The 18,200-nt window shown below is 58.3% G+C and carries 21 protein-coding genes; 4 read left to right on the top strand and 17 right to left on the bottom strand.

The features are described from left to right. Positions 1-15 precede the first annotated feature (15 nt). From KUV52_RS10445 to KUV52_RS10435, 3 genes are all read right to left on the bottom strand, one after another. Positions 16-519: a low molecular weight protein-tyrosine-phosphatase gene (locus KUV52_RS10445; protein ID WP_315900151.1), complete on the bottom strand. Its 504-nt coding sequence runs from the start codon at positions 517-519 to the stop codon at positions 16-18. 105 nt (positions 520-624) lie between these two features. Beyond that, positions 625-1,536 carry a bifunctional methionine sulfoxide reductase B/A protein gene (locus KUV52_RS10440; protein WP_222525879.1) on the bottom strand — a complete coding sequence of 304 codons (912 nt, stop codon included), beginning with the start codon at positions 1,534-1,536 and terminating at the stop codon, positions 625-627. Between the two features lie 92 nt (positions 1,537-1,628). Further along, entirely contained in the window at positions 1,629-1,838 is a 210-nt protein-coding gene (locus tag KUV52_RS10435; RefSeq protein WP_222525878.1) for a hypothetical protein, read from the bottom strand. A gap of 222 nt (positions 1,839-2,060) precedes the next feature. Here KUV52_RS10435 and queD point away from each other — a divergent pair, with 222 nt between their 5' ends. Further along, on the top strand, positions 2,061-2,429 hold the full coding sequence (gene queD, locus KUV52_RS10430) for a 6-carboxytetrahydropterin synthase QueD (RefSeq protein ID WP_222526828.1): 369 nt from the start codon (positions 2,061-2,063) through the stop codon (positions 2,427-2,429). Here queD and queE read toward each other — a convergent pair. From queE to htpX, 4 genes are all read right to left on the bottom strand, one after another. Then, positions 2,426-3,094: a 7-carboxy-7-deazaguanine synthase QueE gene (queE, locus tag KUV52_RS10425; RefSeq protein ID WP_222525877.1), complete on the bottom strand. Its 669-nt coding sequence runs from the start codon at positions 3,092-3,094 to the stop codon at positions 2,426-2,428. The genes queD and queE overlap by 4 nt on opposite strands. A gap of 107 nt (positions 3,095-3,201) precedes the next feature. Then, on the bottom strand, positions 3,202-3,501 hold the full coding sequence (locus KUV52_RS10420; protein ID WP_222525876.1) for a cytochrome c3 family protein: 300 nt from the start codon (positions 3,499-3,501) through the stop codon (positions 3,202-3,204). A 236-nt stretch (positions 3,502-3,737) separates the two neighbouring features. Continuing rightward, the gene (locus tag KUV52_RS10415) at positions 3,738-4,055 is read right to left on the bottom strand and encodes a cytochrome c3 family protein (RefSeq protein WP_222525875.1); all 318 of its coding nucleotides are present in this window, start codon (positions 4,053-4,055) and stop codon (positions 3,738-3,740) included. A 268-nt stretch (positions 4,056-4,323) separates the two neighbouring features. Continuing rightward, complete coding sequence (htpX, locus tag KUV52_RS10410) at positions 4,324-5,202, bottom strand: protease HtpX (RefSeq protein WP_222525874.1); 879 nt, start codon at positions 5,200-5,202, stop codon at positions 4,324-4,326. A 400-nt stretch (positions 5,203-5,602) separates the two neighbouring features. Here htpX and pepE point away from each other — a divergent pair, with 400 nt between their 5' ends. After that, positions 5,603-6,310, top strand: coding sequence for a dipeptidase PepE (gene pepE, locus KUV52_RS10405; RefSeq protein ID WP_222525873.1), 708 nt, complete (start codon positions 5,603-5,605; stop codon positions 6,308-6,310). On the opposite strand, the gene bioD is transcribed toward pepE, so the two are convergent. The 4 genes from bioD to bioB are packed head-to-tail and all read right to left on the bottom strand — an operon-like array spanning position 6,294 to position 9,841. Beyond that, entirely contained in the window at positions 6,294-6,974 is a 681-nt protein-coding gene (bioD, locus tag KUV52_RS10400; RefSeq protein ID WP_222525872.1) for a dethiobiotin synthase, read from the bottom strand. The genes pepE and bioD overlap by 17 nt on opposite strands. Further along, positions 6,971-7,702, bottom strand: a complete 732-nt coding sequence (locus KUV52_RS10395) for a methyltransferase domain-containing protein (protein WP_222525871.1) — start codon at positions 7,700-7,702, stop codon at positions 6,971-6,973. Before KUV52_RS10395 ends, bioD begins: the two co-directional genes overlap by 4 nt. Continuing rightward, on the bottom strand, positions 7,699-8,829 hold the full coding sequence (locus KUV52_RS10390) for an aminotransferase class I/II-fold pyridoxal phosphate-dependent enzyme (RefSeq protein WP_222525870.1): 1,131 nt from the start codon (positions 8,827-8,829) through the stop codon (positions 7,699-7,701). The genes KUV52_RS10395 and KUV52_RS10390 overlap by 4 nt, the downstream gene beginning before the upstream one ends. Next, positions 8,816-9,841, bottom strand: a complete 1,026-nt coding sequence (gene bioB, locus KUV52_RS10385) for a biotin synthase BioB (RefSeq protein WP_222525869.1) — start codon at positions 9,839-9,841, stop codon at positions 8,816-8,818. The genes KUV52_RS10390 and bioB overlap by 14 nt, the downstream gene beginning before the upstream one ends. Before the next feature lie 108 nt (positions 9,842-9,949). Here bioB and bioA point away from each other — a divergent pair, with 108 nt between their 5' ends. Next, a complete protein-coding gene (gene bioA / locus KUV52_RS10380) occupies positions 9,950-11,218 on the top strand; it encodes an adenosylmethionine--8-amino-7-oxononanoate transaminase (RefSeq protein WP_222525868.1) in 1,269 nt (422 codons plus the stop codon). A gap of 17 nt (positions 11,219-11,235) precedes the next feature. Here the strand turns inward: bioA and cobB are convergent, their stop codons facing one another. Then, positions 11,236-11,949, bottom strand: coding sequence for a Sir2 family NAD+-dependent deacetylase (gene cobB, locus KUV52_RS10375; protein ID WP_222525867.1), 714 nt, complete (start codon positions 11,947-11,949; stop codon positions 11,236-11,238). Between the two features lie 167 nt (positions 11,950-12,116). Here cobB and fur point away from each other — a divergent pair, with 167 nt between their 5' ends. Next, positions 12,117-12,545, top strand: a complete 429-nt coding sequence (gene fur, locus KUV52_RS10370) for a ferric iron uptake transcriptional regulator (RefSeq protein ID WP_222525866.1) — start codon at positions 12,117-12,119, stop codon at positions 12,543-12,545. Between the two features lie 98 nt (positions 12,546-12,643). Here fur and glnS read toward each other — a convergent pair whose 3' ends face one another. From glnS to KUV52_RS10345, 5 genes are all read right to left on the bottom strand, one after another. Continuing rightward, a complete protein-coding gene (gene glnS / locus KUV52_RS10365) occupies positions 12,644-14,314 on the bottom strand; it encodes a glutamine--tRNA ligase (protein WP_222525865.1) in 1,671 nt (556 codons plus the stop codon). Between the two features lie 121 nt (positions 14,315-14,435). Beyond that, entirely contained in the window at positions 14,436-15,020 is a 585-nt protein-coding gene (locus KUV52_RS10360) for a NapC/NirT family cytochrome c (protein ID WP_222525864.1), read from the bottom strand. A 3-nt stretch (positions 15,021-15,023) separates the two neighbouring features. Beyond that, positions 15,024-15,614, bottom strand: a complete 591-nt coding sequence (locus tag KUV52_RS10355) for a NapC/NirT family cytochrome c (RefSeq protein WP_261389962.1) — start codon at positions 15,612-15,614, stop codon at positions 15,024-15,026. 114 nt (positions 15,615-15,728) lie between these two features. Then, positions 15,729-17,903, bottom strand: a complete 2,175-nt coding sequence (gene feoB / locus KUV52_RS10350; protein WP_222525863.1) for a ferrous iron transport protein B — start codon at positions 17,901-17,903, stop codon at positions 15,729-15,731. Next, positions 17,896-18,135: a ferrous iron transport protein A gene (locus KUV52_RS10345; protein ID WP_222525862.1), complete on the bottom strand. Its 240-nt coding sequence runs from the start codon at positions 18,133-18,135 to the stop codon at positions 17,896-17,898. Before KUV52_RS10345 ends, feoB begins: the two co-directional genes overlap by 8 nt. Positions 18,136-18,200: the final 65 nt, after the last annotated feature.

The raw sequence follows: 18,200 nt of genomic DNA, 5'->3' as shown, positions 1-18,200 counted from the left end.
TGCCTGCAAGAACGCTTAACGATATTGCGACCTGAGTGCCGACAACCAGCCATCGGCAGCGGCTTCAATCAGGTCCAGCACCTGCTCAAAGCCTCGTGCGCCACCGTAGTAGGGATCCGGCACTTCGCGGCTGCCCTGCCCCAGGCTATCGAGGATCAGGCCAACATGCGCATGAACGCCGCCAGTGGCCAGACGCTGAATATCCGCCAGGTTTTGCTGGTCTGCGGCCAGAACCAGATCAAACCGCTCCAGGTCCACCTTACGGATCTGACGCGCCACGATACCGGAGAAGTCATAGCCTCTTGCCTCACCCGCCGAGCGGGACCGCGGGTCCGGCCCCTCTCCGGCGTGATAGGCGATGGTCCCTGCTGAATCGATCTGCAGATCCAGACCCAGCCCCGAGGCGCGATGACGAAACACCGCCTCAGCCGTGGGAGAGCGGCAGATGTTGCCCATGCAGACCACCAGAATGGAGCCGACCGGCGCTGGACGGGCGTTGATAATGTCACTGACAGACACGGGTAAGAGCCTCCTTAAACAGATGGCCCTACCCTAACGAAACTTATCCCAAGCCGCCAGTGGGGCTCTTCACCAGTCTGGCTGCCCTCTTGGTACTTGTCGGGGTTAGCCCTCCTCCTCCGGCTGCAGGCGATCGGCATATTTCTGAGTCAGAGCAGCCAGCTTGGGCCGGATGTTCCAGTGACAGTAGGGTTGTTCACGGTTCTGATTGAAGTAGTCCTGGTGGTAATCCTCGGCGGAGTGGAAGGTTTCCGCATCCCTTAATTCGGTCACCACCCTGCCCCGTCCCATCTGCTCCAGTGCCTTAATCTGCCCGAGGGCGGTTTCACGCTGGGCTTCACTCTGACAGAAGATGGCGCTGCGGTACTGACTGCCTTTGTCTGCCCCCTGCTGATCCCAACTGGTGGGATCGTGACAATCAAAAAACAGCTCCAGCAGTTGCCCGAAACTGAGGACACTGGGGTCAAACACCACCTTAATCACCTCAATATGGCCACTCTGACCGCCGCACACGGTTCGATAATCGGCGTCTTTTGCCTCGCCCCCGGCATAGCCACTGGTGACCGACTCGACACCAATGACACGCTGAAACAGCGCCTCCAGGCACCAGAAGCAGCCGCCACCCAATACCGCCGTTTCAGATCCCGTGGTTACCGTTGCGGGAGTAAAGCTCATCGCGAGGGCATTCACGCAATGCCGCAGATTCTTAGGAGTCAGTTGCTCACCCTCGAACACATGGCCGAGATGGCCATCGCAGGTGGCACACAGAATTTCGGTGCGACGTCCATCCGCATCGGTTTCACGACGGATCGCCCCGGCGATCTCATCGTCAAAAGCGGGCCAGCCACAGCCGGACTCAAACTTGTGGTCTGAACGAAACAGCGGTGCCTGACACCGGCGACAGCAGTAAGTCCCCTCATCCGTCAGGGTGAGAAACCGACCACTGAAGGGTCGCTCCGTGCCTTTATGTTCAAGCACCTGATGCTCATCCGGGGAGACAGGTATCGTTTTTTTCATCGGGCGTTCCTTGGAAACCGGTGTGTTTACACCATACACAAAAAAGGGAGACCCTTTGGTCTCCCTATTTCTTTCCCGAATCTCACACTGACTTAGTGAGATTCCAGTGTCCAGCCACGCTGCTGCATGCACTGGGCAAACCGGTCGTTAAAGTTCGCTGCACTCTCATCGGTACGACGGTTACAGTGATCACGGTCCTGCATAAACCCTTGCCCGTCTTTGGTTGGATGGACCCAAGTGGCTTCCGGACCTCCACAACCCATCAGCAGCAGGGCTGCTACACTGCCCAAAATCCTCTTCATGCTCGTCTCCTGCCAAAATTCGAACGAAACCAAAAACAATTTCTACCTGAATTAGGCGGTTAGTGCCAATCGATTAAACGGAACGACTCGAACGAAAATTCGGAATTATCGATATTAACCCTAGGGTTACTAAGGTATTACTAATTTGACCAAGGGGCCACAGGTTGCCTGAGTAGCGGCGGCGTGGCAAACTTGGCGCCCCTTTATCGTCAGTCCGAAGTTATGTCCGTCGAGATCTATAAAGAGTTTACCTTCGAAGCGGCGCACAAGCTGCCGCATGTCCCCACGGGTCACAAGTGTGGTCGCCTGCATGGTCACTCCTTCCTGGTGCGCATCAGCGTCAGTGGCGAGGTGGATCCTCATACAGGCTGGGTCATGGACTTTGCCGAACTGAAAGCCCACTTTAAACCGATCTGGGAGCGGCTTGACCACCACTACCTCAATGACATCCCCGGTCTGGAGAACCCCACCAGTGAAGTGCTGGCCAAGTGGATCTGGAACGAGCTGAAGCCCAGTCTGCCTCAGCTGTGTGAAGTGGCGATTAAGGAAACCTGCACGTCAGGCTGCAAATACCGCGGCCCCGACGCTTAATCGATATTCAGGTATTTGTGGGTCTGGATCGACAGACGCCAGTTGCGCTCGATGCAGACCCGCACACACAACTCATTGGCACGATGCTGCTGGCTGATCGGCTGCAGCGCCACGGTCTTTCCACTCAGATCCACACCTTCCAGCAACGCATCCAGTTCATCAATGTGCTTCTGCATCGCCACCGGATGTTTGATCTCGTCGGCCCGCTCCAGCGCTGAACGCTGAACTTCAAGGCCCCCTTTCATGCCGATTTTTGGGGATACCGTTACCCAGGTGTCCGGATGGGTCAGCACCTCAAAACAGCCTGAGGTTTCGATCTGGCAGCGCCATCCCGCAGCGTGCATCCGCTCGGTGAGCGGTCGCAGGTCATAGAGGCAGGGTTCACCACCGGTAATCACCAGATGCCGGGCCCGGTACTGCGGGCCAGTCAGATGCGCCACCAGCGTATCCAGATCCCAGCCAGCCCAGCGGGGCTCACCATCACCTGCGCCAATCACGGCGTCCTGGGTCACCTCATCTTTGGAATCCACCTCCCAGGTATGGCGGGTATCGCACCAGGCACACCCGACCGGGCAACCCTGCAGGCGCAGGAAAACGGCCGGCACACCGGTAAAGTGGCCTTCGCCCTGGATGGTTTCAAAGATTTCGTTGACGGGATACTGCATCTGGCCCTCCTGATCTGAGGGCGACATTGTAGGCAGGGAGAAGCAATAAGGAAACCGGACTGACGCCGGCCCATAAAAAAACGCCGCTTTATGCGGCGTTCTTGCTGTTAGTGACAGTTGTCACAAGTGGCCGGAGCCTGACCTACCTGGTCTTCGTGCACGTTGTGGCAGTCGGTACACTCCATCATGCCATCGTGCTGCGGGTGGGGCTCGGCCATATCAGCCATGCCACCGTGGCAGTCAGCACAAGCAGCAGCTTCGTGCGCACCGTCGTCAGACGGCATGCCGTCAGCGTGGCAGGTTTCACAGCCGGACATGTCGGCGTGCATGTCGGAAACGACGCTGGCGGCAGCAACACCGAAAGCCAGGCCGGCACCGAACAGTGCGATCAGCAGTTGTTTGAACATTTTTCTCATCCTCACACAGTATATTGCCCAAGTCAGTGATCCCTGCATAAGACAGTAAGACCCCAACTTGAAGACGCGCACACTGTATCAAGTCAGAATGAGACAAACCATTGATCAGATCGCAGAATTCCAGAATTCTGGTTGAATAAAGTGACGAATATCAATGAACTGACATCCTTTCGCGAAAAGAAAAACGCCGGTCAATGCCGGCGTTTACTGTGACTCGTCTTCACCGATTACGGCTGACGGCCATCATCATGACAAGCATCGCAAGTGGGCTTCTGGCCAACTTCCATCTCATGAGGTTTATGGCAGTCGGAGCACACCAGAATGTCCGCATGCGCTGCATGTTGCTCGCCCGGCAGCTCTGACTCAGCACCGTGGCAGGAGACACACTGTTCGTTTTCGTAGGCATAGTCACTTGAAGGCGTACCATCCTGATGGCAGCTTTCACAGCCATTCATCTCCGCATGCATATCCGCCAGGGTATCGGCGGCGACCACACCAAAAGCCAAGCCCAGACCAAACAGGGCACAGAGCAGTTGTTTAAACACGTTTCTATCCTCCAAAACCTTAGCCCGCAGCGGACTTCGGTATGCTCACACAGTTCATAAAAACTAGTTGAGCCCTGGCGTTACCGCAATGAGTCCAGTTCAGGCTCTACAAGTCTTTGTCTCACAGTCATTTTTCTGTGTTGTATTAGGTATATGAGGATAGTGGACTCAACGCAAGCACTTGTGACTGCATTATCCGTTGGCTCAGGGCATCATTCCATAAACAAAAACGGCGACCCGAGGGTCGCCGTCTTTCATTCACTTGCCGTTATGCGCCGCTGCGCAGGGTATCGATGCGCTGCTCCAGGGGCGGGTGGCTCATAAACAGTTCGGTCAGGCTGCCGCCTTTACCGTTGATGCCGAATGCGGCCATGTTTGCCGGCATGGAGCTTTCCGGGCCGTGGCGCAGACGCTCGAGTGCGGCAATCATCTTCTCGCGACCTGCCAGAGCAGCACCACCCGCATCGGCGCGGAACTCGCGCTGACGGGAGAAGTACATCACGATGACGGACGCCAGCACGCCGAAGATCATCTCCAGGATGAAAGAGACCACCATGTAGGTCATGTAGCTGGCTTCTTCACCACTGTCCTCATCGCTGCTCAGTACGTTGCTGACGGTACCGGCAATCAGTCGGGCTGCGAAGATAACAAAGGTGTTCACCACACCCTGGATCAGGGCCATGGTCACCATGTCACCGTTGGCAACGTGGCTCACTTCGTGGGCCAGAACCGCTTCCACTTCGTCACGGTTCATGCCGTACATCAGGCCGGTGGAAACCGCGACCAGAGAGTTGTTGCGGCTGGGGCCGGTGGCAAAGGCGTTCATCTCCGGGCCGGAGTAGATCGCCACTTCCGGCATTTTGATACCGGCTTGCTGAGCCTGACGGGCAACGGTGTCCAGCAGCCAGGCTTCGGTTTCATCGCGCGGCTGCTCGATCACGTGCAGACCCATCGACTTTTTCGCCATCCACTTGGACATCTGCAGAGAGAGCAGAGAGCCGCCAAAACCAAACACCGCCGCCAGCACCAGGATACCGGTGTAGCTGTGGAGCTGGATCCCCAAAACAGAGGTGATGATGCTCAGGACAATGCCCAGCACCAGCACAACAGCAAGGTTGGTCAGCAAAAAGAGGAAGATGCGCTTCATTGTTTCTCCTAATAATGGTCGAGTGCCCGGTGCCGGGCGCCCATGACAGAATGATCGGGGTCCGGTGAAAGGTTTTCAAGATTGGAAAACGTAAAGAAACGTATAGAGCGGTAAGAAAAAGCCGCCCTGGGGAGGCGGCTTTATAAACTCGGTTTGGGACACCGTACAGCATTGATTGTCAGTATATGGCACTTTTTGTCGATAACAACCACAAGATATGGATCTATCAGAGGAATCTGATCTATCTTTATCTCCAATGGTTCTTCCTGAATGGCCACTTTGGCATGTGGCCCTGGCCTTGCTGTCCCTTCTCGTCATTTCAGTCTGCGTAACGCCTTGCTAAACTGTCGTTAACCTCTGATTTTTAAAAGCAAAAACTCATAATTTGCGGAGATCACCCATGAGCCTGTCCCTGTTGCTGCTCAGCAGCTCAAAAGCCGACGATACGCCCTATCTGAGTCATGCACTGAAGTGGATGGCTGACATGGTTCAGCCCGGCAGTCGTTGGCTCTTTATCCCCTACGCCGGGGTCAGCATCAGTTACGACGACTACCACCAGAAGGTATCCGCCGCACTGGATTCACTGGACTTTACGCTCGACAGTGCCCATCAGCTGAGCGATCCCGCCCAATCGCTGGGTGAATATGATGGGGTCATGATTGGAGGCGGAAACACCTTCCACCTGCTGCACGAGTTGTATCACCACAATCTGGTGGAGGCGCTTCGGGAGCAGGTTGGCAACGGCATGAAGTACATCGGTTGGAGTGCGGGTTCCAATGTGGCGGGTGACAGCATCCGTACCACCAACGATATGCCGATCATCCAGCCCCCGACTTTTGAGGCGCTGCGTCTGGTGCCGTTCCAGCTGAACCCTCACTACATCGACTTCCACCCTCCGGGGCATCACGGCGAAACCCGTGAACAGCGCTTGCAGGAGTTTACCTGCGTGGATCCCCTGATGCCGGTAGTGGGCATTCAGGAGGGCACCGCTCTGAAACGTCAGGGTGATGCCCTGGTGCTGTTAGGAGAGAAAGACGCGTTCCTGTTCCAGGGCAGCTCCCAAAAGCAACCGATAGAACCGGGCTCCGACCTCAGCCGCCTGCTGTAAGACGGTGAGCCGCTTCTGCCAGATGCGTGGAGGCGGCTTCATTTTCCAGAAACGGGACCTCCGCCAGCAGCGGCGCATCCAACATCGCTTTGAGCGTCTCCAGGTTATCCTGGTAACGGCTCATGGCGGGATCCACCCGATTGGCGATCCAACCCGCCAGTGTCAGACCATCCGCTCGAATTGCCTCTGCGGTCAACAGCGCATGGTTCAGACAGCCCAGCTTCATCCCGACCACCATCACCACCGGCCAGCCCTCTTGCGCCACCCATTGCGGCAGCGTCTGACCCTGTCCAATCGGCAGACGCCACCCCCCGGCCCCTTCAACCAGGCAGAGATCAACATCACTCATCCCCTGGCGTGGCATAGCAGCAGCCAATCGTTCGACTTGGATGGGTTGACCCACCTCCGCCGCAGCAATGTGGGGCGCTATCGGCGGTGCCAGAGCGATGGGGTTCACATCGCGATAGGGTAACCTCAGGGTACTGGCCGCCATCAGTGCCAGCGCATCCTCATTTTTTAGCCCCTCCGGTGTCGCCTCACAGCCAGCGGCAATCGGCTTCAGGCCAAGCGTCGTGAATCCTTCGGCCTTTGCGGCAGCCAGCAGCCCGGCGCTGACGCGGGTCTTACCCACTTCGGTATCGGTGCCGGTGACAAAGTAGATCATCGTGTTGCCTCCACCAGCACCAACTCCCAGGTCAGGGGGAACCCCTCGGAGGTGCGATGCTGACTCAGTTGCTCATTCAAAGCGTGCCACCATGCCCGCCCTCGCAGGCCGCTTTGCCGCGCCTGACTGTGGTGAGCGCCGGTGGCCTTAAAGTGGCCCAGCAGCGCCCGGACGGAGTCGAAATGGACCACTTCGGTAAAGGGGTGAAGCTGAAACGCGGACCAGGGACTCTCCTGCAACCGTTGCTTCAGTTCTTGAAGGTCAGCAAACCGGTTACAGGCCAGTTGACCCCGTTCGGTTAAGGGCCGCAGCTCCGGAAAGGTGTGGGCCAGCGGAAGAGTGGCCAGTAATTTGGCCCCTGGTCGGGCAACCCGGGCCAGCTCCGCCAGCGTGTCTGACAAGGGATCGCACCACTGCAGGGAGAGGTTGGCAGCAATGCCGTCAACACTGGCCGCCTGAATCGGCAGGGACATGATGTCACCACAAAGCCCGTTGGGGGTGCCAAGCGCCTGTGCCTGTTGCAGCATCGGCAGCGCCAGATCCAGGGCGATCACCCGTTCGGCCGCCAGATTGCGGGCAACATGACCGGTACCGGTGCCCAGATCAAGCCAGAGACCGCCGTCGTCGGTCTCGCTCAGCAGTCGCTCTGCTGCCCGCCGTTGAAGATGAGCGTGCTGGTCGTAAATCGTCGCCGCTCGGCCAAAACAACTGGCAATCGCCTGAGTCATACCCCCGCCTCCAGCACCTCAACCAGGGCCTGAACCAGACGGTCAATGTCGCTTACCGTATGAGCGGCATTGAGCACCACCCGAAGCCGTCCTTCGCCACGGGGGACGGTGGGCGGACGGATGGCGGGCACCCAGATACCCTTCTGCTTAAGCCCCTCTGCGGCCGCGAGGGTTCGCGCATTATCGCCGGTGATCACCGGCACAATGGGGCTGTCGGCATCGGTCAGTTGCAGCCCTGCTGCCAGCGCCTGCTGCCGGAAGTGGCGTACGTTGGCCCACAGGCGCGCTCGATGTTCAGGCTCCGCTGAGCGATTCAGCTGGGTCAGCACCCGCTGCGCCTGGTCCACGCTCAGTGCGGTCGAGTAGATGTAGTGACGCGCTTGCTGCAGCAGGGCCTCAATCAGCCAGGAGGGCCCAAGCAGTGCCGCCCCTTGCGCGCCCATCGCTTTGCCAAAGGTGAGGGTCAGCAGGTCTGGTTTAGCAAACTCAACCGCACCAAGACCGCACTCGCCAATCACACCAAAGCCGTGGGCGTCATCCAGCCAGCTCAGAGCACCATGCTGCTGGCACAGACGCACCAAATCCGCCATCGGTGCGCGGTCGCCATCCATGGAGAACACCGATTCTGAGATCACCAGCGTCGGGGACGCAGCGCCCTCCAGCCAGCGGGCCAGCGTGCCCATATCGTTATGGGGAAAACGGCGCAATGTGGCGGGACTGGCCAGGGCACCGTCGATGAGCGACGCGTGGCTGAGTTTGTCCGCCAGCACCCGGTCTCCCTCTGCCATCAGGGAAAATGGGGCTGAGTTGGCGGCAAAGCCAGAACTGAACAGCAGAGCGGACTCGTAGCCAGTCAGCTCACACAGCCGTGTTTCAAGTGCCCGGTGAACCGGATGATAGCCCGTCACCAAGGGGGACGCGCCCGCCCCTTGTGCCGGTTCGCTTACACCACCCTTTGCCAGCCCGAGGTAATCGTTGCTGGCAAACTGGAGGTACTCGCGCCCGTCAAAGCGCAACAAGCGCCCATCCAGCGTTTCAATAAGGTGACGCTGGCGCCATAAACCATCACTTTGGCGACGGGCACGTTGCTGCTCTGCCCGGGCCTTAAACGGATTAACCGGCGGCATTGTAGAACAGCTCGTCCTTCTCATCCGGCACCACGGGTGCCATCTTTTCAAGGTGTACGGGTGCGCCCGCCTCTGGACGCAGACCCAGCTTGGCGAACAGCGCCATATCGCTGTTCTCTTCCGGGTTGGCGGTGGTCAGCAGTTTGCAGCCGTAGAAGATGGAGTTGGCACCGGCAAAGAAGCACATCGCCTGCAGCTCCTCCGTCATGTTCTCCCGGCCTGCGGAGAGTCGAACGTGAGACTGGGGCATCATGATTCGGGCGGTCGCGATGGCCCGAACAAACTCGATGGGGTCCAGATCATCCTGTTCCGCCATCGGCGTTCCCGCCACTTTGACCAGCATATTGATCGGCACGCTCTCGGGATGCTTCTCCAGGTTGGCCAACTGCATCAGCAGGCCCGCCCGATCTTTCGCCTGCTCTCCCATGCCCAGAATGCCGCCAGAGCACACCTTCATGCCCGCCTTGCGCACATTGTCCAGAGTATTGAGCCGGTCTTCATAGCTGCGGGTGGAGATGATCTCTCCGTAAAACTCCGGTGAGGTATCCAGGTTGTGGTTGTAGTAATCCAGGCCCGCCTCAGCCAGCGCCTCAGCCTGCTCTACCGAGAGCATGCCGAGGGTCATGCAGGTCTCCATCCCCATCGACTTCACTTCCCGCACCATCTTCAGCAGATAGGGCATATCCCGCTCCCGGGGGTTGCGCCAGGCGGCCCCCATGCAGAACCGGCTGGCCCCCGCCTCTTTCGCCGCTTTGGCTTCCGTCAGTACCTTTTCCACCTCAACCAACTGCTCCGTCTCAAGACCAGTGTGATAACGAGCGCTCTGAGGGCAGTACTTGCAATCCTCCGGACAGGCGCCGGTTTTGATGGAGAGCAGACGGGATATCTGCACCTCGTTGGGATCAAAGTGCTGACGGTGCACAGACTGGGCTTCAAACAGCAGGTCATTCAACGGTTTATTCAGCAGTGCCTGGACTTCTTCCAGCTGCCAGTCGTGGCGGGTAGCGGCCATAATGGAGTTCCATCTGAGTCATCGGTTGTCGTTGGCTAGGATACGGTGAGCAGGTAGACTGTCAACGCCGACCACCCCAGCAACTTAACTGATGGACAATTTTTAACCATGAAGGCCGATCTGCAGTTTGACCGCGACCACCTGTGGCACCCCTACACCTCCACCACCCATCCCCTGCCCTGCTACCCCGTAAGCCGAGCGGAAGGTGTGCACATCGAACTGGAGAGCGGCGAACGCCTAATTGATGGCATGAGCAGTTGGTGGTCCACCATCCATGGCTACAGCCACCCCGCACTGGTGGAGGCCGCCAAAGCACAGCTGGACCGCATGAGCCACGTCATGTTTGGCGGTTTGACCCACGCCCCCGCCACCAACCTGGGCAAACGCCTGCTGGCGATGACCCACCCAAGCCTGAACAAGGTGTTCCTGGCGGATTCAGGCTCGGTATCCGTTGAGGTGGCGCTGAAGATGGCGCTGCAGTATCAGCAAGGGATCGGGCGGGGGGAAAAAACCGGACTGATGACGGTGCGTGGTGGCTACCACGGCGACACCTTTGCCGCCATGAGCGTCTGTGACCCGGTGAACGGCATGCACAGCCTGTTTCGCGACATTCTGCCCAAAGCCCACTTCCTGCCCCGCCCGGTCACCCCACTGGGTGAGCCGCTGGTGGAGGAGGACCATCTCGCCATTGAGGCGGCGATGGCCGCTTATGGGGACACGACTGCGGCGCTGATCCTGGAACCCATGGTGCAGGGGGCCGGAGGGATGCGCTTTTACGGCGCTGCCTATCTGGAAGCGGTACGCGCGGCCTGCGACGAACACGGCATCGTGCTGATCTTTGATGAAATTGCGACGGGATTCGGGCGCACCGGCAAGCTGTTTGCCTACGAACACACCCATGTTGTGCCGGATATCCTCTGTCTCGGCAAAGCGCTGACCGGCGGCACCATGACCCTGGCGGCCACCCTGGCCAGTGACGCCATTGCCGAAGGGGTCTGCGCGTCGGAGGCGGGCGTGTTTATGCATGGCCCTACGTTTATGGGCAACCCTCTGGCCTGTGCCGTCGCCGAAGCCAGCATGTCGTTGCTCGCTACCGGGCAGTGGCAGTCACAGGTTGAGGCGATTGAAGCGCAGTTGAAGCGGGAGTTGGAGCCCTGCCGTACCCTGGAGAGCGTCGCGGATGTCCGGGTCATGGGCGCGATTGGCGTGGTGGAAACGGTGACACCGGTGGATGTGGCGGCGATCCAGCGTCGGTTTGTTGCCGACGGAGTCTGGATACGCCCGTTTGGCAAGCTGGTCTACATCATGCCGCCCTACATCATCACCTCTGAACAGCTGACCCAACTGACCGGCGCCATCCACCGGGCACTGAGTTAAGCCGATAGAAAGCGGGTTCAGCTGAGTCGGTTGCCCGCTTTGATCCACTCCACCAGCTTGGGCACCAGCTCGCCGGCTTTACCGGTCTGTTGGTGGGAAAATTGATTGTGAACCTCGGAGGGCTCCAGATTGATCTCCAGGGTATCCGCACCCGCATGACTGGCCATCTCAACAAAACCTGCCGCGGGATAAACGGTGCCTGAAGTGCCAATGCTGATAAACAGCTCGCACTGTTCCAGTGCGCGATAGATGCGGTCCAGCCCCAATGGCATCTCGCCAAACCAGACCACATGGGGACGGAGTATCTGGCCCGGCACACAGCAGGTGCAAAGGTTCTCGGCTCCGAAAGGCTCCAGCAGCGGAAACACCTGCTGACTGCGGGGACAGCGTCCCTTATTCAGCTCGCCATGCATATGGATCAAACGGCGGCTGCCAGCTCGCTCATGCAGATCGTCGATATTCTGAGTGACCACCAGAAGCCCTTTGCCGACCACTTTCTCCAGCTCTGCCAGGGCACGATGCGCCGGGTTTGGCTCGATGCCATTGTTCAGCTGCTCCCAGCGCTCATTGTAAAACCGATTGACCAAATCGGGATCTTTCCGATACCCCTCGGGCGTCGCCACATCTTCAAGCCGATGGGACTCCCAGAGGCCATCTTCGGCCCGGAAGGTTTTCATCCCGGATTCCGCGGAGATACCCGCTCCAGTCAACACTACAATACGCTGGTACATGCGCTTCTTTCGTCGTCCATTTTCATTCATGCTGCGGCTATTTTTTTGCCATTTCAAGCCCGTAGCGGTAAAACCTTCTGAACAGAGTGGTTTAATGTTGCCGCCCGCCTCCATATAATGACTGGATACCGCCGCGGTAGACGGCCTAGTAGATAGACGAGACAAACATGACCGACGAAAATCAGGCCCTGAAAAAAGCCGGACTCAAAGTGACCCTGCCGCGGGTGAAGATCCTGGAGCTGCTGCAAAACCCCGATAACCAGCACATCAGCGCAGAAGAGCTCTACAAGCTGCTGCTGGACCATGGCGAAGAGATTGGCCTGGCCACCGTGTATCGCGTTCTGAACCAGTTTGACGATGCCGGAATCGTATCCCGTCACCACTTTGAAAGTGGCAAGGCCGTATTTGAGTTGGCCAGCCAGCACCATCACGACCACCTGGTCTGCCTGGACTGTGGCAAGGTGATTGAGTTCTCTGATGACGTGATTGAGCGTCGCCAGCATGAGATTGCGTTGAAGCACAACATCAAACTGACCAACCACAGTCTCTACCTGTACGGTCACTGCACCAACGAAGAGTGCAACCACAACGATTAATGGGGAATCCCCAATAAAAAACGCCGGCAGTTGCCGGCGTTTTTTTATGCCCTCATCAGGGCTGGCGAAACCGGGAGCGTTCGCTCCCGGACAGCGCATCAGTCAGCGATCTTCGCCCAGGAGTCACGCAGACCCACAGTGCGGTTGAACACCAGACGCTCGGCGCTGGATTCCTTGTCAGCGCAGAAGTAACCCATGCGCTCAAACTGGAACGCCTTCTCGACCTCTGCAGAGGCCAGAGCCGGCTCCACCATCGCGTTGTCGATGATGGTCAGGGAGTCCGGGTTCAGCGTCTCTTCCAGCTCGCCAGAGCCCGGGTTCGGCACGCTGAACAGACGGTCATACAGACGCACCTGAGCGGGCACACCGTGAGAAGCGGAAACCCAGTGGATAACGCCCTTCGGCTTAACGCCATCGGCCGGGTCCACACCCAGGGTATCCAGATCTACGGAGCAGAAGATGGTGGTCACATTGCCATCGGCGTCTTGCTCAACGCGCTCAGCGGTGACGACATAGGCACCGCGCAGGCGCACCTTCTTGCCCAGTACCAGACGCTTGAACTTCTTGTTCGCCTCTTCACGGAAGTCTTCCGCTTCAATCAGAATCTCGCGGGTGAACGGCACATCACGGCTGCCCATCGACTCATCAGAGGGATGGTTAGCGATGTTCAGCATATCAACGCGATCTTCCGGGAAGTTTTCCAGCACCATCTTGACCGGATCCAGGACCGCCATCGCACGAGGCGCGTTCTGGTTCAGGTCATCACGGATACAGGCTTCCAGCATCCCCATCTCAACGGTGTTCTCCATCTTGGTCACACCGATGCGCTTACAGAACTCACGGATGGAGGCCGGGGTGTAACCACGGCGACGCAAACCGGAGATGGTCGGCATACGGGGGTCGTCCCAACCGGATACGTGCTTGTCCACCACCAGCTGGTTCAGCTTGCGCTTGGACATCACGGTGTATTCCAGGTTCAGACGGCTGAACTCGTACTGACGCGGGTGGCACTCAATGCTGATGTTATCCAGTACCCAGTCGTAGAGACGACGGTTGTCCTGGAACTCCAGGGTGCACAGGGAGTGGGTGATCCCCTCCAGCGCATCGGAGATGCAGTGAGTGAAGTCGTACATCGGGTAGATGCACCACTTGTCGCCGGTCTGGTGGTGATGGGCAAACTTGATGCGGTACAGCACCGGATCACGCATCACCATAAAGGAGGAGGCCATGTCGATCTTGGCACGCAGACACGCGGTGCCTTCGGCCATCTCACCGTTTTTCATCTTTTCGAACAGTGCCAGGTTCTCCTCAACGGAGCGATCCCGGTAGGGGCTGTTCTTACCCGGCTCTTTCAGGGTGCCCCGGAATTCGCGGATCTCATCGGGACTCAGCTCATCCACGTAAGCAAGACCCTTGTTGATCAGCTCAACGGCATAGCCGTGCAGCGTGTCAAAGTAGTCGGAGGAATAGCACACTTCGCCATCCCACTGGAAACCCAGCCATTGAACGTCGCGCTTGATGGACTCAACGTACTCAATGTCCTCTTTCACCGGGTTGGTGTCGTCAAAACGCAGGTTGCACTTGCCCTGGTAGTCTTTGGCGATGCCAAAGTTCAGACAGATGGACTTGGCATGACCAATATGCAGGTAACCATTAGGCTCCGGCGGAAAACGGGTATGCACACTGTTGTGCTTCCCGGAGGCCAGATCCTCGTCAATGATGTTGCGGATAAAGTTGCTGGGACGAACCTCGGTGTCCGGCTGGCTCATGCGCATCCTCTTGGGCTTGGGGGTCGATCAAAAGCGGTATGGTGCAACAACTTCCAAAGCGTAGCAACTGCAAGATGAGGCGGCTGAGACAGGGGGCGGCGTTCCGCCCCCTCAAATGGATTTACGGCCTGGTCGGGCCGGGCAATTTATGAGCGATCCCGGCGTGGCAATCGATGCAGGTTACCTCACCATCGGCGTCCGCCAGCACCTCATGGAACTGCGCTGCAGTGGGGCTTTGCGCGGCCGGATCCATACGCTCCACCTTGTGGCAGTTACGGCACTCCCGGGAATCGTTAGCGCGCATCTTGTCCCACACCCGCTGCGCCAGCATCTCACGCCGTGCTTCAAAGCTGGCCTTATCGGTGTAGGTGCCGGTGAGCTGGGTATAGATGTGGTGAACGGCACTGGTGCCCTTTACCCAGATCTTATCCACGAACTCTTTGGGAATGTGGCAATCATGGCAGTGCACCGCCACCCCGGACGGCGTTTTGTAGTGCGCCGTCTGATGCCACTCCTCCGCAACCCAGGCAGACGGTGAATTGTGGCAGGAGGTGCAGAACTCATCCGTGCTGCTCCAGTGCAGTGAAGCTTCAAACCCTACCCAGCCAATCACACCCAACGCCAGGGCAAGCAGACCGCCCAATGGGATGCCTAATCGCCATTTGCTCTTGGGCACCTGCCAAATACCGCGATTATGTCGATCCATCTCTTACTCTCCCTGCTGCGGTTTGGCCGGCCGATCGTGGGCCAGGAACTTGTGACAGTCGATGCAGGTTTTGCCCATCTTCTCCATGCGCTGGTGCATTGATGCCGCGGCCTTTTTCTGGCGGGCAAAATCCATCAACTCCACTTTGTGGCAACTGCGGCACTCACGGGAATCGGTTTCCCGCATCTCTGCCCAAACGCTTTCCGCCATCTCCTGGCGATGCGCTTCGAATTTCTCCCGGGTGTCGTAGGTGCCCAGCGTCTGGTAATACACCTCCTTCATCGCCCGGATCTTACGCCACATCTTGGGCACAAACTCATTCGCCACGTGGCAGTCGGCGCAGGTCACCAGCACGCCGGAAGCGGTGTTGTAGTGGGTGTGCTGCGGCCACTCTTCCGCCGCAAACTTGGAGGGGCCATGACAGCTCACGCAAAAGGTATCGCTGCTGGTTTCATGGATCACCACGTTAAAGCCAACGGTCCCCACCGCACCGAGCACAAAAAACAGCAATCCCCCAAGGGGGATCCCTAACCGCCATCGCGCTTTTGGCGAGCGCCAAAGCCGGGCCCAGAAACCCTGATCATCCCTCATCATCCATCCCTCCAGCTCGCGTCGGCCAAACTAAGTCACAAAAATCAGCCATAAAAAAAAAGCAGCTTGAATAAGCTGCTTTTTCTTAAGTTAAACCCTTACGGATGCGCTTTCCAGTCACTCCTGAATAACAATCGGGATGTCGCCGGCTCCCGTTTGTTGATGCTGTCCTGCCTTACGCAGAGCCAGGAACACAGCGCCCAACAGAATGGCGAACACCAGCAGGTAACCGATGGCGCCCATACCGAAGGTGGCGAATTGGTAGAACAGGGTGGCGGTGGCGTACGCCACGCCAAAGGTCCATGCACCAGCAAACAGAGCCCAACGTCCGCCATACTCCTGTGCCATGGCACCCATTACCGCCACACACGGGGTATAGAGCAGAATAAACAGCAGGTAGGCAAAGGCGGCCGCACGGGAGCCGAAGCCCTGCTCAAGATTCGCCAGACTGCCGGTCTCGAAGCCAAAGTCTTCCGCCATGGTGTCGACATCGTGCACATCGCCAATCTTGAGGCCCAGCGGGTCAGTCACTTCGATGCCCAGCAACGCTTCCGGGATGGTCGCCAGTGCTTCGTTGAAGCTGCCCAGCAGATCCCACTCACCGCCTTCATCTTCCCCACCCTGGCTGTACAGGCTGCTCAGGGTGCCCACCACCGCTTCTTTAGCAAAGATGCCGGTGATGATGCCCACGGTGGCAGGCCAGTTATCCTGCTCGATGCCCATCGGTCCAAATGCCGGGGTCACGATCTGAGAAGCTACAGCCAGCAGAGAGCTGTCGGTGTCTTCATGACCGATGGTGCCGTCGGTGCCCATGGTGTTGAAGAAGCTCAACAGGGTTACTACCACCACGATCACTTTACCGGCGCCCAGCACAAACTGACGGGTACGCTGCCAGGTACGGGACAGAATCTGACGCAGGGTCGGCAGTTCGTAATCCGGCAACTCCATTACCGTAGTGCCACTGGCACCAGGCAGCAGAGTGTGACGCAGCATCAGACCGGTCAGCACGGCCATAACGATGCCCACAACGTAGAGCAGGAACACCAGGTTCTGACCATTGTCCGGGAAGAACGCGGTGGCAAACAGGGCGTACACCGGCAGACGGGCACCACAGGACATAAAGGGCGCCATCATGCCCGCCATAATGCGTTGACGACGCAGTTCCAGGGTACGAGTGGCGGTGATGGACGGCACGTTACAGCCGAAACCGACAATCAGGGGCACGAAGGCTTTTCCGGGCAAGCCCAGTTTCTGCATTGCGCCCTCGACCACAAAGGCAGCTCGCGCCATGTAGCCGGAGGTTTCCAGAATGCCCAGGGCAACAAAGAGGAAAGCCACTACCGGGATGAAGGTCGCCACGGTCTGAATACCCGCGCCCACACCGTTAGCCAGCAGACCAATCAGCCATCCGGGGGCATTGATGGACTCCAGCGCCAGGGCCGTACCATCTACAAAGATGGCGCCCGCCATGATGTCGAAGAAGTCGATAAAGGCGCTGCCCACATGGATGGCGAACATGAAGGTCAGGTACATCATAAACAGGAACACCGGGATACCGGCGACCGGGTGCAGTACCCACTTATCCAGACGCTCGCTCAGGCTGGGCTCTTCGCTGTGCCTGTGTTCTGCGGCTTCAAGCAGTTTGGCCACCCACTGGTGACGGGCAGACGCGATGATGTTCAGCCAATCGTGGCTGCGCTTCATCAGCTGCATCAGGCTTTCGTGGCGCGCCTCAGACAGATGAGACTCAACCACTTCACCATAGGGCACCATGAGCGGTTCCAACTGGGGCTGTGCCAGCAGCGTGCTGATCGCCTGAAGCGCCTTCTCTTTATCGGCACTCTGACGGGCAGACAGCGCCACCACCGGGCAACCCAGACGCTCTTCAAGCATCGCCAGATCCACGTTCAGCCCGGCAGCACAGGCGGCGTCCCACTTATTGAGCACAACCACCATCGGAATGCCCAGTTCACGCAACTGAGCCGTCAGATAGAGGTGGCGGGAAAGCTGGGTAGCGTCGATCACGTTCACTACGCCGTCGAACTGGCCTTTCAACAGCGCCTGTTGAGAAACCGCTTCATCTTCCGGGCCGCTCTGCGCGGGGGTAAGATCATACAGACCAGGCAAGTCCACCAGCTGGATGGACTGGTCGCCAACCTGCAGAGTTCCCTGACTCTCAGCAACGGTAACACCCGCCCAGTTTCCGACTTTGGCCTGACCGCCGGTCAGAGCGTTGAACAACGTGGATTTGCCGGAGTTGGGCAGACCAACAGAGAGGATGGTCTTAGCCATGGTTTACCTCGACCTCTACCTGCTGGGCCAGTTGATGATTAAGACACACAGAGGCACCCGCCAGCTTCAGCTGGATAGAGCGTCCCAGCGGCGCACGACGAACCAGTTGCACCGGGCAGCCAGGTGCCAGCCCCATGGCAGCCAGTTTCAGTTGAGTGTCGGGCTCCAGGCCATTGGCCTGAAACTGTGCGACGCGGCCTCGCTGGCCATTTACCATTTCCGCTAAGGTCATAAATCACCAAATGCTAATCAGTCTCATTTAGGTTGAGTATACCCCTCCTTCTGACAAAAAGTTTG

This window comes from Ferrimonas balearica, assembly GCF_019802055.1.
Taxonomy (GTDB): Bacteria; Pseudomonadota; Gammaproteobacteria; order Enterobacterales; family Shewanellaceae; genus Ferrimonas; species Ferrimonas balearica_A.
This window is presented reverse-complemented; position numbering and strand designations above follow the sequence as displayed.